11 protein-coding genes are annotated in these 14,108 nt (G+C 46.8%); 2 read left to right on the top strand and 9 right to left on the bottom strand.

The window, feature by feature from the left end; all coding sequences use genetic code 11:
- Nucleotides 1–101: 101 nt before the first annotated feature.
- The 8 genes from B3K91_RS10595 to B3K91_RS10560 form a co-directional block, all read right to left on the bottom strand.
- Nucleotides 102–941 carry a carbohydrate ABC transporter permease gene (locus tag B3K91_RS10595; protein WP_103134404.1) on the bottom strand — a complete coding sequence of 280 codons (840 nt, stop codon included), beginning with the start codon at nt 939–941 and terminating at the stop codon, nt 102–104.
- 9 nt (nt 942–950) lie between these two features.
- Nucleotides 951–1,817, bottom strand: coding sequence for a carbohydrate ABC transporter permease (locus B3K91_RS10590; RefSeq protein ID WP_214061564.1), 867 nt, complete (start codon nt 1,815–1,817; stop codon nt 951–953).
- A 59-nt stretch (nt 1,818–1,876) separates the two neighbouring features.
- The gene (locus B3K91_RS10585) at nt 1,877–3,187 is read right to left on the bottom strand and encodes an ABC transporter substrate-binding protein (protein ID WP_214061563.1); all 1,311 of its coding nucleotides are present in this window, start codon (nt 3,185–3,187) and stop codon (nt 1,877–1,879) included.
- A gap of 171 nt (nt 3,188–3,358) precedes the next feature.
- On the bottom strand, nt 3,359–4,741 hold the full coding sequence (locus tag B3K91_RS10580; RefSeq protein ID WP_292595095.1) for a PLP-dependent cysteine synthase family protein: 1,383 nt from the start codon (nt 4,739–4,741) through the stop codon (nt 3,359–3,361).
- Between the two features lie 30 nt (nt 4,742–4,771).
- Complete coding sequence (locus B3K91_RS10575) at nt 4,772–7,072, bottom strand: xanthine dehydrogenase family protein molybdopterin-binding subunit (RefSeq protein ID WP_292595094.1); 2,301 nt, start codon at nt 7,070–7,072, stop codon at nt 4,772–4,774.
- On the bottom strand, nt 7,065–8,813 hold the full coding sequence (gene ade / locus B3K91_RS10570; protein ID WP_349682111.1) for an adenine deaminase: 1,749 nt from the start codon (nt 8,811–8,813) through the stop codon (nt 7,065–7,067). Before ade ends, B3K91_RS10575 begins: the two co-directional genes overlap by 8 nt.
- Before the next feature lie 63 nt (nt 8,814–8,876).
- Complete coding sequence (thrS, locus tag B3K91_RS10565; RefSeq protein ID WP_292595088.1) at nt 8,877–10,823, bottom strand: threonine--tRNA ligase; 1,947 nt, start codon at nt 10,821–10,823, stop codon at nt 8,877–8,879.
- Between the two features lie 13 nt (nt 10,824–10,836).
- A complete protein-coding gene (locus B3K91_RS10560; RefSeq protein ID WP_099829693.1) occupies nt 10,837–11,214 on the bottom strand; it encodes a RidA family protein in 378 nt (125 codons plus the stop codon).
- Between the two features lie 57 nt (nt 11,215–11,271).
- Here B3K91_RS10560 and B3K91_RS10555 point away from each other — a divergent pair, with 57 nt between their 5' ends.
- Nucleotides 11,272–12,057 carry an SPL family radical SAM protein gene (locus B3K91_RS10555; RefSeq protein WP_292595084.1) on the top strand — a complete coding sequence of 262 codons (786 nt, stop codon included), beginning with the start codon at nt 11,272–11,274 and terminating at the stop codon, nt 12,055–12,057.
- Here the strand turns inward: B3K91_RS10555 and B3K91_RS10550 are convergent, their stop codons facing one another.
- The gene (locus tag B3K91_RS10550) at nt 12,058–12,537 is read right to left on the bottom strand and encodes a hypothetical protein (protein ID WP_292595082.1); all 480 of its coding nucleotides are present in this window, start codon (nt 12,535–12,537) and stop codon (nt 12,058–12,060) included.
- A gap of 413 nt (nt 12,538–12,950) precedes the next feature.
- On the opposite strand from B3K91_RS10550, the gene B3K91_RS10545 reads away from it, so the two are divergent.
- Nucleotides 12,951–14,069, top strand: coding sequence for an ABC transporter substrate-binding protein (locus B3K91_RS10545; RefSeq protein WP_292595080.1), 1,119 nt, complete (start codon nt 12,951–12,953; stop codon nt 14,067–14,069).
- Nucleotides 14,070–14,108: the final 39 nt, after the last annotated feature.

The following is a 14,108-nucleotide window of genomic DNA, read 5'->3' as shown; positions in this document are numbered from 1 at the left end:
ATGTCAAGAGATCTATCGTTTCTCTATTCTCCCTGAAGAAGTTGATAACACGGAATTTTATCTGTTTTTTCTTGCTTATCTTATGCGCGCTCCTGGTCGACTTATTCCTTTATGCCTGTGCCGACAAGGCTTTTCACAAAGAGGTTCTGCAGCAAGAAGAAGACCAGTAATGTGGGAATCACTGCAACCATCGTGCCGGCCATAATAATACCCCAATTGTTCGCAGATTCGGCATCGATAAGCATTTTCACTCCAATTTGCACAGTCTTCATCTTATCTTCCATCGTAACTATTAGGGGCCACAGATATATGTTCCAAGAATAAACAAAGTTTATGATCGCCGAGCCTGCGATAACCGATTTTGAAAGAGGCAGAAGAATCTTCAAGAAATACTTGATAGGACCGGCTCCATCGATTCTTGCAGCGTCCTCCAGAGATAGGGGAATCGTCATGAACTGCTGTCTCATCAGAAAAGTGTTTGTTGCGCTGGCCATAAATGGGATAGTCAGCGCCCAGTAAGTATTTACCCATCCAAATCTGTTCATAAGCGAGAAGAGAGGAACTATCATTATCGTCTCTGCCGGCAGGAACAGCGTTGCAAACAGAAAACCGAAGGCCAGTCCTCTTCCGGTGAACCTAAAGTTTGAAAAGGCGTATCCCGCAAGTGTTCCCGTTACGAGCTTGCCAAGAGTAATCGCTGTTGACACGATTGCGCTGTTCAGAAGAAGGCGTGCAAAAGGAACTGTCTTGAAAGCATCGAAGTAGTTCTTGATATAAAACGCAGTCGGGAAAAACTTCGGAGGAAAGGAAAAGACACTTTGAGGCGGCTGAAGGCTCATTGTAATAGCCAAGATCACCGGCATGATGAAAATGAAAGAGACCGAAATCAGCACGACTTCAATAATCACTGTATTCAGTAGTTTCCTAGTAGACTTCTTCATAGCCGCACCTCATTGGTAGTGAACTCGCCTTTCTGCAACGGCAAAGTAGATGATAGTAACAACTACCATTATCATGAACATTATCACGCTCTGAGCCGAGGCAGGTCCTCTTTTCTGGAAAGTGAAGGCATCCAGATATAGTCTATAAATCATGTTTGTCGTGTACCCTGCAGGACCTCCTCTTGTCATCACGTCTACTATTGCAAATGAGGAAAACATCGTACTAACAATATTCATAATTACCAGATAGAAAGTTATCGGAGAAACCATGGGGAAGATGATTCTCCAGGTTTTTTTCATCACCCCTGCCCCATCAAGAGTTGCAGCTTCGAGAAGGTCTCCCGAGACGTTTTGAATACTCGCGATATAGAATATCATATTGAAAGGCAGTATCTTCCAGACAGTGGCGAAGAGCAAGGCATAGAATGCATACGGTTTCGAAGTCAACCATTCGACCTGAACTCCGAAAAGCTTCATGAACACATAGTTGACATGACCAACAACCGGGTTGAGAAGGAAGGTCCACAGTGTGCCGGCAATCGCCGGAGAAACAGCATAAGGCGCAAAGAGAAAGGTTCTGTAAAGCTTCGTCCCCGGGACGTTTTGAGTAAGGAGCATAGCAATTATGAAGCCGAGGAATACAGATAGTGTTACAGAAAGCCCAACATAGACCACCGTTAGTTTCACTGAGGAGAGATACTGCTCATTGTTGAAAAGGTTTATGTAATTCTGAATTCCCACAAATGTCGTTTTGTTGCCAAAGGTGGAGACTCTGTAGAGACTCATCCTGAATGCTTCTACTGCAGGATAATAAATGAATAAAACAATAACTAGAAAGGTAGGTACCAGCAGAAGGTATGGTAACCACTTTCGCATTCTACACCTCCAGCATTAAGCGGAGCGGGCAGCCAGCCCGCTCCAACTAAAGAAAAGTATCAGTAGTTAGCTTCGTTATAATCGCGAATTGCCTTTGTTGCACCGTCCTCGGCATATTTTAGCGCCTGTGCAGGTGTCATTTCCCCTGCAATCATCTTCTCGATGGCAGTGGTCACAACCGTCCTGATCTCAGGAAAAGCGCCAGTTATTGCACCGTTTGTATTGTAGCTTTGCACAGAAAGCAGCAGCTGCAGTAACGCCGTTAGGTGATCGGGATAATCACCGTAGTAACCACTTGCAACAAGCTTTTCAACCGAGTCTTTCCTGACTGGGAAGTAGCCGGTCGCCTTGTGCCACTCAATCTGCTGCTCTGTTCCGGCCATGAATTTTATGAATTCCCATGCTGCCCTTGTTTCTGCTTCAGGATGGCCATCAATCAACCACAGACTTCCTCCGCCGATAATCGCTCCTCCGGCCTTTGAGTCTGCCGGTCTAGGCAAGAAAACACTGCCAAGTTCAAATCCGTTTGCCTCTGCAGATTCCATCATAAGAGCTACATCTGAAGTTGAAGTCATGAGCATTGCGGCTTTCTGAGAAATGAACAGGTTTCTTGCTGCGGTCCAATCCTCAAATTTCGTGTTAATCATGGTGCCTTCTTGGGACATGGCATTCCACCATTCAAAAATCGCAAGACCCTCTGGCGTGTTAAACACAGCTGCAGTAGGTCTCCCCGTTCTACCATTGTTCTGATTGATAAGCGGAGCATCTTGAGCTGCCATAAGCTGTTCAAAGAACCAGGAATTCAAAGATACAGTAAAGCCTGCCTGCTCAACATTCCCCGAGGCATCCTTCACAGTGAGCTTTCGCGCCACATCGATGAAGCTCTCGAAAGTCGTTGGTGGATCGTTGGGATTCAAGCCTGCTTTCTCAAAAAGCGTTTTGTTATAAAATACGATGGCATTAGAAGAGTTGAAGGGCATAGAATAAAGCTTGCCGTTCACTCTGTAATAGTTCAGCACCTGAGGCATGAACTTCCCGATGTCAAAGGACGGATCGGCCTCCATCATCTCTTCGATTGGAATTGCGACCTCTCCATCAATCATCATCTGAGTACCAATTTCGAAGACCTGAACTACATGAGGAGCCGTTCCTGCCTGAACACCGGCGATCATCTTGTTCAGAGTGTCTCTGTAGCTTCCGGTGTACTGCACTTCAACCTTGATGTCAGGGTGCAATTCCATAAATGCATCTGCCTGAGACTGCAGAAAGTCAATTCTCCAGCCACCCATTGCATGCCAGAACTGGATTGTTGTTGCAGAAAGTGCGAGTGAGAAGATCAGCACAATTGACAGAAGAAGAAGCTTTCTCAAAAGAACCACCTCCAGAATTGAGTTAGGAACTTAAGCCAAAGCAACTGCTCAGACCAACAAAGAGAAAACCGCGCAGCTTTGACAGGGGCGGTTTTCTCTTTGTCAGTACCACCATGTTTTCATTGTACTACAAAGCTTACAAAAAACAAAACATAGAATTACGCTTCTAGACTATCTGGTTTTTTCGCGGTAGTCTAGGAGGAGCCTGTCGATCTCACCAATCTTTCCACTTTCAGCCTTCCAGAAATCTTGAGACATTGTGCTGTTGAGTTCGTCAACTGTCTTCCCCTGTTGTTCAACCCAGGTATAATACTTCAAATTGTGCCATCTCATGCGGTTCTCCATTGTCCCTTCGAATATCCAGTCCGTCTTTGCTCCAAGGGCAAACGATTCGAACCTGTGCTTTGCTTCATCCCTGGTGAGGCTACCGTAAATCTTTGTCATGTTCGCCATCACAGAATGATAACGATCCATGTTGTCTGTAGCAATGGTCACGATGTTATCTTTGTCAGTCATTTTGTAGTGCTTCGCCATCTTTATCGCACCGACAACATTCGCAACTCCCGAGATACCAAATATATCTGCCATTGTCTCTACATCTTCTTCCTTCAAAAACTCCTTCAAGAAGCTCTTGCCCTCGCCATCGGTCATAACCTGGAGCAATTTCTTGCATTCGATGTCGTCAAGCGCGACAACGGCATCGTTGTTCATCACATTGTGAATCCAGGTCACGTGTTTGTCTCCGATTCCCTGAATGTCGTGGCCGCCATAGCCATTGAGCGAAAGAGTCGGACACTGCACAGGCTCACCGGCAACGATTTTGACCTCAGGATACACTTCTTTTATCCTGTCTCCACAAGCTATTGTTCCGGCAGAACCGACGGTTGCAACGACCGCGGAGACTCTGCCGTTACCGAGCCTGAGCTCGTCCATCATCTCCAGAATCGTGTTTCCTGTCACATAATAATGAAATCTGTAATTTCCGAGCTCTTCAAACTGATTGAGAACACGAACTTTTTCTGGATTGGCTGCCTTCAATTCCTTTGCTTTGTCGTAAATCTCCTTCACGTTCGACTCACAACCGGGGGTTGCTATAACTCTCGCACCATACTCTCTAATTATGTCGAATCTCTCAGAGGACATCTCTTCCGGCAGAATTACCACGGAATCGAATTTCATTCTGCAACCTACCCAAGCCCCGCCAATTCCATAGTTCCCCGTGGACGGCCAGACAAGGGTGTGATAAGTTGGATCCACTTCGCCTCTCAAAACCTTTTCCATCAAAATCGAATAAGTCGCTCCCACCTTGTGGCTGCCCGTCGGGAAATCCTTTCCGTACAGGACAACAATATTTGCATCGACTCCTGTAAATTCTTTTGGAAGTACGAAGTAGTAGATCCTGTTTTCAATGTCTCTCCATGAGATGTTAAACAGGTTGATCGGATCCAGAGGATCTTCCTTTCTCATCTTCCAGGCGATCTCTCTCGTTTTTCTGTCGATCTTCTCTGGATGCAGCATTTCTTCGAACGTTGGACCAAGCACAAACTTAGCCATTATAAGCCTCCTTGTTAACTAACTACTGTATTATGAAGAAAAATCACTTTCAGTTAGTCGAAGCACGTACTCAGGAGTAACCGGTACCTGCCTTACTCGCCTTCCTATAGCCATAGAAACAGCGTTAGCAACTGCTGCAGGAACAGGCATAAGTGAGGGCTCGCCTATCCCCTTGGCTCCATATGGCCCTTCTGGGAAGGGGTCTTCAACGACATCAATGACCAACTCATGAGGGATTTCGTGGACCGTTGGGATAATGTAAGTGTTGAAATTATCTGAAACGATCCTCCCATCTCTCTGCTTCAAATCCTCGTAAATCGCGTACCCCATCCCCTGAGCAAAACCACCTTGTATCTGACCAATAACTCCTTCGGGATTTACGGACTTTCCCACGTCATGAGCTGTGAAAGCCTTCAAAACTTTGATTGAGCCCGTTGCTAAATCGACTTCAACCTGTACAACCTGACTCGCATAAGAGTAGGTAACGTAAGCCTCGCCTATCCCGTTTTCCATGTCAAAACTCAATTTGGGAGTCTCATACCAACCTGTCTCAAACAACTTGACATTTCTCTTGTAGGCCTCTTCGACTATTTCATCGAATCGCATTCTCTTTCCATCTTCATAATAAACAGAGCCGCCTCCAAACTTCACACCGGCGAGACTGCCACCCGTTATTTCGCAGAATACGCCAACCAATTTCTCTCGCAATGCAATACATGCGCTTCTTACCGCGTTCCCTGAATAGATAGTAGTCCTGGAGGCCACTGTCGGTCCACTGTCAGGGACAAAGGCCGTGTCCGGCTGATGGACAAGGATTTTTTCTATACTCTGACCCAGCTCTTCGGCAGCCATTATCGCAATTACTGTTTTTGCGCCCTGTCCCATTTCCGTTCCACCGATTCTTACTTCTACAGATCCGTCTCTATTAATCAGAACGTGCGCACCCGACTTGTCAAGAGCCTGTCCACCGGCGCCAAGACTTACTCCATAGAAGATGTGAGAAACTCCCACACCCCTCTTAAAATCATCGTTTTCCTTGTTGAACCGCTCTGTCTCCGCCACAAGTCTCTGCCAGTTCGAAGCCTTCTTGACTCTCGATAGAGTCTCCGGTGCTCCGACACTGTTAAGCAGAAGATGATCTGTAGAAGTTCTCGATCCTCTCTTTAGCGTGTTGATTTCTCGGAACTCCATGGGATCGAACCCCATCTGAAAAGCTATATCATCAACCATACTTTCAACTGCAAAGAGAACCTGTGGCGATCCAAAACCCCTGAAAGCTCCGGGTGGAACCTTGTTGGTGTAGACGGCGCAAACATCGACGTCCACATTATCAATTTCGTAAGCTCCCGCCGCATGCACAAGCGTCCTAAACATGACGATTGGTGTGAGCGTGGCATAAGCTCCCATATCCATATAAGCCTTAATCTGCATCGCCTTGATTTTCTTTCCTTCAAGCGCAACTTTATAATAAGACTTAACTGGATGGCGCTTAGAAGTGGTCTGAATATCGATCTCTCTTGAATAAATGAGCTTCGCAGGTCTTTTTAAATTGTATGCTGCTACGGCCGCATAAGAAGCAACGTAAGACGGAACGTCTTCCTTACCTCCAAACGCTCCGCCCGTCTCGGTCTGAATTACTCTGACCCTGCTCATCGGGACACCGAGAACGTGTGACACTGCCCCCTGCACATAGTAAGGGCACTGCATCGATCCGTATACAGTGAATCCGTAGTCGATATCCGGAACCGCAATTACTCCCTGAGGCTCCATATAAGCCTGCTCTTGATAATGGGCATAGAATTCCCCTTCAAAAACGAGTTCTGAGTTCTCGATATATTTCGAGGCATTGCCCTTTCTTATCCTCTTTGACACACCAACGTTCGTATCCTCATGGACCAGAATCTCATTCTTCAAAGCGTCTTCTATTGTCAAAACCGGCTCCAATTCCTGAATCTCAACTTTGACTAGATCCGCGGCTTCTTCGGCAATTCTCTTGCTTTGTGCGGCAACCACAGCAATAACATCACCGTAGAACCTGACCTTTTCCCCTTCCCTGACCAAACATGGCATATCCCTCACCACATCGCCTAGCTGATTCTCACCGGGAATATCCTTCCAGGTGAAGACACCTTCCACACCGGGGAGCCTTATGGCTGCTGAAGCGTCAATCGATTTGAGAATACCGTGTGCTTTCTTCGCAATAACCAGAGCACAGTAAACCTGTCTGTCAAAAGAAACGTCGGCAGCGAATTTAGCCCGGCCATCGACCTTCTCCAGGGCATCTACCCTCTTGATTCTTCTGCCAACAACTCTCTCTTGTGAATCAGACATCTTCATCCTCCTCAACGAAAAGCGGTACGAAATCGTTCTTCTCTACATCGACGAGACCGAGATTCGTTAGCTTCAACTTGGGAATAACTGAAAGCTGAACAAAAGAGAGCGTCATGAAAAGGTCAGGAAGAATGCTTCCCATTGATTTTGTCGCTTCCTTCAACTCCACCAGTCTCTCAGCCACTTCCCTGCTTGTCAGATCCGACATCAGTCCAGCGATCTTCAGAGGCAGTTCAGATATTATCTTTCCATCTACTACTGCAACAAGACCTCCACCCATGTCAATCACTCTATTGGCGGCAAAAACCATGTCTGAATCACTAACCCCCAAAACTCCCAGATTGTGAGAATCATGACCGACAGATGTTGCCACTGCCCCCTTCTTCAACCCAGATCCCTTCGCAAAAGCTACCGACATGGATTTCCCTTCACAATATCTGCAAATAGCGGCGAGCTTCAAAACGTCTCGAGAAGTATCGCTGACTGCGTTTCCTCCCTCTAACTTCGCCTCCACGATGGAGCCTCCCGTAAGAACCTCGCTCCCAAGAAGCTCTATCACCCTAATGAATTTACTTCTGGCTCGGACAGCCAGGTCGCTCTCATTGATTCTCTGGCACTTGAATGTATTCGTTTTTTCCTGCGGAAAGCTTCTGGATATCACGTCAGCAACCAATTTTCCATCTCTTGCAACCACCCTGGAGTCTTTGAAAACCATTCTGGGGTTGAAGGACTTGAGGTCATCGACCACTACTAGGTCCGCCTTGTATCCGGGCGCGATGGCACCCATCGATCTAAGATTGTAATGTCTAGCCGTATTGATGGTCGCCGCCCTTATTGCGATTATCGGATCTATCCCGTGTTTTATGGCCTTTCTAATATTGTGATCGATATGACCTTCTCTGATGATGTCGTCGGGGTGCTTGTCATCGGTACAGAAAGAGACGAACGGATAGGTCTTGTCATTTATTAGTGGAAGAAGCGGAACGAGGTTTCTCTCAACACTGCCCTCTCTCATGAGAATCTGCATTCCTCTTGAAAGCTTCTCACGCGCCTCCTCAACATATGTGCATTCATGCTCCGATCGCACAAAGGCGCAAATGTAAGCATTGAGCGGTTTGCCAAGAACTCCAGGGATATGTCCATCTATCTTCTTGTATTTGTGACGGATCAATTCGATTTTCGCTATTGAATCACGATCACCGTTTATGATATCGGGGAAATTCATCACCTCTCCCAGCCCGAGAACTCTGTTTTGAAACTTCTCCACAAAGCCTATCATATCCATTACACTGATCGTTGCGCCGGAGGTCTCCATTGTCGAAGCAGGGACGGCCGAAGGAATCATGATATACAGATTGACAGGAACGCCTTCCGTAGATCTTATCATGTACTCTATACCGGTGAGCCCCATTACGTTTGCAATTTCGTGAGGGTCTGCTATTGCGGTCGTTGTCCCTCTTGCTAGAATCGTCTTTGAAAACTCAACCGGTGACACCATCGACGATTCTATGTGAAGATGCGCATCAATAAGGCCGGGCACTACGAATGAGCCTTCAAGATCTATAACTTCAACACCTTCTTCGTAATCGCCAATTCCGGCTATTCTCTTCCTGAAGAGAGCAAGATTTGCCTCTTCCACCTCGCCACTGAAAACATTGACCACTTTGCAGTTCTTCAGCAGAACGTCGGCCGGCTTGTCACCCCGCGCTACCGGAATAATATCAATGATATTCGTGCCAATCGCCTCCTTTCGAGGAGTTCTCGGATAGGAAAACAAGACCCCCGCATTGCAGGGGTCTCTCTATCATTCAAAAACACTCGTGGCCCTTCTAGTCTTGATCTCTTCAGAGAGCTTCTCGATAAACTTGTCAAGTTCAATGGATCCAAGATCTTTTTCACTACGCAGTCTTACAGATACGGTGCCGCGCTCTCTTTCTCTATCACCGACTATCAACATATAGGGCACTTTTTGCATCTGAGCATCCCGTATCTTGTAGTTTGTGGATTTCTGCCTGTCATCAACCTCGACTCTGAACCCCTTGTTCTTCAGTTCAGAAGCGACTGACTCGGCGTATTCGATGTGTCTGTCGGCTATGGGAATGACTGCAACCTGGGTCGGAGCAAACCACGTTGGGAAGGCTCCTGCGAAGTGCTCGATAAGTATTCCCATGAATCTCTCAACTGAGCCGTAGATGGCTCTGTGAATCATAACTGGCTGGTATTCCTCGTTGTCGGAGCCCACATACTTGATTCCGAAGCGCTCGGGCATCATGAAATCGAGCTGAATAGTTGCGCACTGCCATTCCCTTCCTAACGAATCCTTTATATGGTAATCGATCTTAGGACCGTAAAACGCCCCATCACCTTCATTGACCTTGAACTCCATATTCTTTGCCTTCAGAGAATCTTCAAGTGCCTTTGTAGCAATATCCCAGAGCTCCACTTCGCCCATGTAATCTTCAGGCCTCGTCGAAAGCTCCGCCCTGTACTCGAAATTGAAAGGCGAGTATATCTTCTCTACGAAGTCGATCACGCCCATGATCTCCTGCTGTATCTGTTCTCTGGTACAGAATATGTGAGCATCGTCCTGAACGAAGCCTCTTACCCTGAATAGCCCATGCAGAACACCTGAACGTTCGTATCTGTGGACCTTCCCAAACTCGAAGAGCTTCATCGGAAGATCCCTGTAGCTCACAGACGAGGACTTGTAGACTATGATATGACCGGGACAATTCATTGGCTTTACCGCAAACTGCTGGTCCTCTTTCTCCGTGAAGTACATGTTGTCCCTGTAATGATCCCAGTGCCCTGATGTTCTCCACAGGGTATCCGACATGACCTGTGGCGTACTCACTTCCCTGTAACCGTCCTCTATGTGCTTCTCTCTGGAGAACTGAAGGAGTTGGTTCAACACTTCCGTACCTTTCGGAAGGAAAACCGGCATCCCAGGAGCGTATTCGTAATTGATTGTAAACAGACCTAGAGCAGGACCAAGCTTTCTATGGTCCCTCTTCTTCGCTTCTTCTATCATCTTCAGATAAGCTTCGAGATCGCTCTTCTTGGCGAAGGCAGTACCATAAACCCTCTGAAGCATCTTGTTGTTCTCATCGCCTCTCCAGTAGGCCCCGGATACAGATGTGAGCTTGAAATACTTAACCTTGCCCGTCGAAGAAACGTGAGGTCCCCTGCAAAGATCGACAAATTCTCCCTGCTTGTAGAATGTGACGCTGTCAGTACCAGTATCCTTTACAAGATCCTCTATTAGCTCTACCTTGTAAGGCTGGCCCTCCTTTTTCATCAGAGCTATTGCATCGCTCACAGGCAGCTCGAACCTCTCCACCGTGAGATCTTCCTTGATTATCTTCTCCATCTCGGATTCGATCTTCGGCAAATCCTCTTCAGTTATTCTAATATCTCCCAGATCTATGTCGTAGTAAAATCCATTCTCAATTGTAGGCCCTATGGCCAGCTTGACTTGATCCTTGCCATAGATCCTCATGACAGCCTGTGCCAAAATATGAGACATCGTGTGCCTAAAGAAGACAGCCGATTCAGGATCTTTGTCGAGAATCAGTCTCACAGAAGCATCCCGTTCAATTGGCCTGTCCGCATCCCAGAACTCATCATTGACAACAGCACCGAAGGTTCGTCTGGCAAGGCCCTCGGAAATGTCACTTGCCAGTTCTGATGGTGTTACGCTTTGCCCGTACTCCTTGATTGTGCCATCGGGCAGCTTTATAGAAATACCCATGATATCCTCCTGATTACGGTATTATCGCCACGGCTTCCATTTCTACCAGCGCATTCTTGGGCAAGTTAGAGACTTCAACGACAGCTCTCGCGGGCTTGTGTTCCTTGAAATACGTCATGTAGATTTCGTTTAGTATCGAGAATTTCCCCATATCTCTAACATAGATGTTCACTTTCACGATATTGTCCAGACTCGACCCGCCGGCGGCGATAACCGCGAATAAATTCTCCAGTGACTGTCTGCATGCTCCTTCGAAATCCGTCACCAGTTCACCGGTCAACGGGTTGAGGGGGATCTGTCCAGAAACAAAGAGGAAACCGCCCGCCGCTATCGCCTGAGAATATGGTCCAACAGCTGCTGGCGCCTTGTCAGTACTGATAACCCTCAACACAGTAACACCTCCTATTTTGGTTAATTATATCATTACAGAATAGATGAAGTGACGCATATGCACTTTCAAAAACGCATTCGTGAAGAGAAACACTGTAGAATCTATCTGTATATGATTGAAGAGATAAGAGCAAGCAAAGCCCTTACAAAATCAGGCATCCCTTTGACGGATTTCACGGTCAATCCTTATGTTGGATGCACAATCGGCTGCAAGTACTGTTTTGCAAGGTTTATCGGCCCTTTCAAGTACAGCCGCGGCAGATGGGGCAGAGACGTTCAGGTTCGTAAGAATATTGTCTCTCTTCTGAGGAAAGAGATCACTCACCATCCCAAGCGCGCCGTGTTTCTCAGTACGGCCTGTGATCCATATCAGCATATTGAAGAGAAGTATGCGATCACCCGTGAAATTCTGAGAATACTCATCTCTCACCGAATTCCTGTGTTCTTGATGTCAAAATCCGTTTTGATTAGAAGGGATATTGACCTGCTGAAAGCCTCCGAAGGAGAGGCAAGGGTTTTGATAACGGTCACTACGGACATAAACGATGTCAGAAAGATCCTTGAACCAGGTTCATCTTCCTTTGAAGAAAGGCTAGCGACAATCGACATGCTTATTGCCAACGACATCAATGTTGGCGTCTTCGTTGGTCCGGTTCTCCCGATGAACGCAGCAAGGGTTGCCTTCGAGCTTTCAAGAAGGGTCGAAGAAGTACACATAGATCCGATGAACTACATTTTTCAAGTCAGAGACATTTACAGAAAATACGGCTGGCAGAGATGGCTCACTGGCGATGCGTTTGAAAATGTTAAAGAAGAATTCTCCAGATTACTCAAGATCAATTAACTAAAAAACCAATCCCGCCGCAATGTAAGGACAGAATTCAGTATTTTCGAGTGACGGCGTGAAATCGAGATTCAAACCGCCCTCAAGAAAAAGACCGGAATCGGAAACGCCTAAGCCGACCGTAACTCCGGCCGGAAGATCCCAGCCTTCGATTTTTGCTCCAAGTACGTCAATCACTCCCCTTACCTGAACCCCAAAACCGGCTTTTATGTATAGAACGGTAATGGGAAGCTTCAGATTAAGACCAACATAACTCAAGAACGGATCCGAGAATTCAATTCTTCTTTCTGAAGGCCATACTTGAGCGACAGGAATATCCAGAGAGATTGGCCCGATACTGCCGAGAAGCGAAAGCCTGGCACAGCTAAGGCTGTTTTGATCAGATTGAGTAACATCCACACTCATCCCCAGATCGATCTCCACAGCTATCATAGTTGAAACCAGGACCAAAGAAAGAATCATCAGAAAGAACACTCTCACAGACAACACCCCCAGAAAGAGCCCCTACACAAAATATGCTCTAAAAACTATTATAAACCAATCGTTAGCAAGAAAGCGGATTACCAGCAGCAACTCATGATCCTTTCATGAATGGCTGTGCGTCAGCGCGAAAGAACCGCGTTGTAAGGCAAGCGTTCATCTGATCTGCTCCTGATATTGAACTGAAACCATTTCAGAAAACAACCTCCGACTGCAATCAGTCCAACTATAGCTTGATAATCAAGCCTATTTTGAATTATTCGATCGTGATCGGCTCTGAAGACATTAAAACCATTCAAGAAAATAATGATACACTTTGCATGATGTATAATGCATCGCGTTCATTTCGTGTTAATCTTTCTTCCCAAAGAACGGGGCTTGCTCTAGAAGGCCCCAAATATGGAGGTGTTTGGATGAAGTTAAGCAAGGTACTCGTAGTCGCGATTGTCTTGTTAATCGGGGTTGCGGCATTTGGAGCAACAATCAAGGTCGCATTGGTTGCACCGTTTACCGGTCTCGGTTCGATTTTGGGCGACTACATCAAGATGGGTGCTCAGTTAGCACTGGAAGAGATCAACGCTGGCGGTGGAATTAATGGAGATATGCTTGAAATGATTGTATACGACGATGCTGCCAATCCTAGCACGGCTTCCAGTGTTATTAGAAGGGCATTATTTCAGGACAACGTAGTGGCAGTTTTTGGACCTAACATGAGCAGTGCGGTTATTGGAGTTCACCCGTTGGCTCAGCAGGCCAAGGTTCCGATGCTAGTCGGTGCTACTTCTCCTTCGTTCAGGTACTCAGTTATTCCCAACGATTTTCTTTTCAGACTCAGAGCTGACGACAAAGTAAAGGTTATTCAGCTTGTGAAATACGCGGTTGAGGTTCTTGGGATTGAAAAACCCGGAATCGTCTACGGATCTACTGATTACTGTCTTGCAGGGCTTGACGTTGCAAAAGAAGAGTTTCCCAAGTACGGAATAGAGATTGTGGCAATGGAACAGATCAAGGAAGGTGACAAGGATGCGACTGGTCAGCTGTTGAAGCTCAAAAACGCAGGCTTCGACGGTTTGATTGGACTTACTCACGAATCCGAGGCCGCCGTTACTGTCAACCAGCTAAGGCAGTTGCAGATTGATGTGCCGATCATCGGTTTCTCTGCATGGGGCGTTCCGGCATTTACAGATCTCGCTCCAGAAGCCGCAATTGGCGTCTATTCTGTTCAGGGTTTTAACCCGATCGATCCAGATCCCGCGGTCCAGGCTTTTGTTGAAGCTTACAAAGCAAGATGGGACGGAAAGGAACCGAGCGATCCCGGTCAGGCGTATTACGATGGAATGTATCTTCTAGCGGATGCCCTGAGAAATGTTGGAACCGACGGCACTAAGCTCGCACAGTACCTGGCCAATGAAGCAAATATCGTTGGTGTTCAGGGAGAACTGAAGTGCGATGAACACCATAACTTCACCAACGTCTGTCTAATCTCCCAGTTTGATGGAAAGGACTGGCAGATTATCAACAAGCTGTACTGAGCCTCTTTGCGGGAGGCGGCGTGCTCAGCCTGCCTCCCG

It is taken from the genome of Mesotoga sp. UBA5847, from assembly GCF_002432735.1.
Classification (GTDB): domain Bacteria; phylum Thermotogota; class Thermotogae; order Petrotogales; family Kosmotogaceae; genus Mesotoga.
Note: the sequence above shows the minus strand (reverse complement) of the source record. Positions and strands in the feature narration are given on the sequence as shown.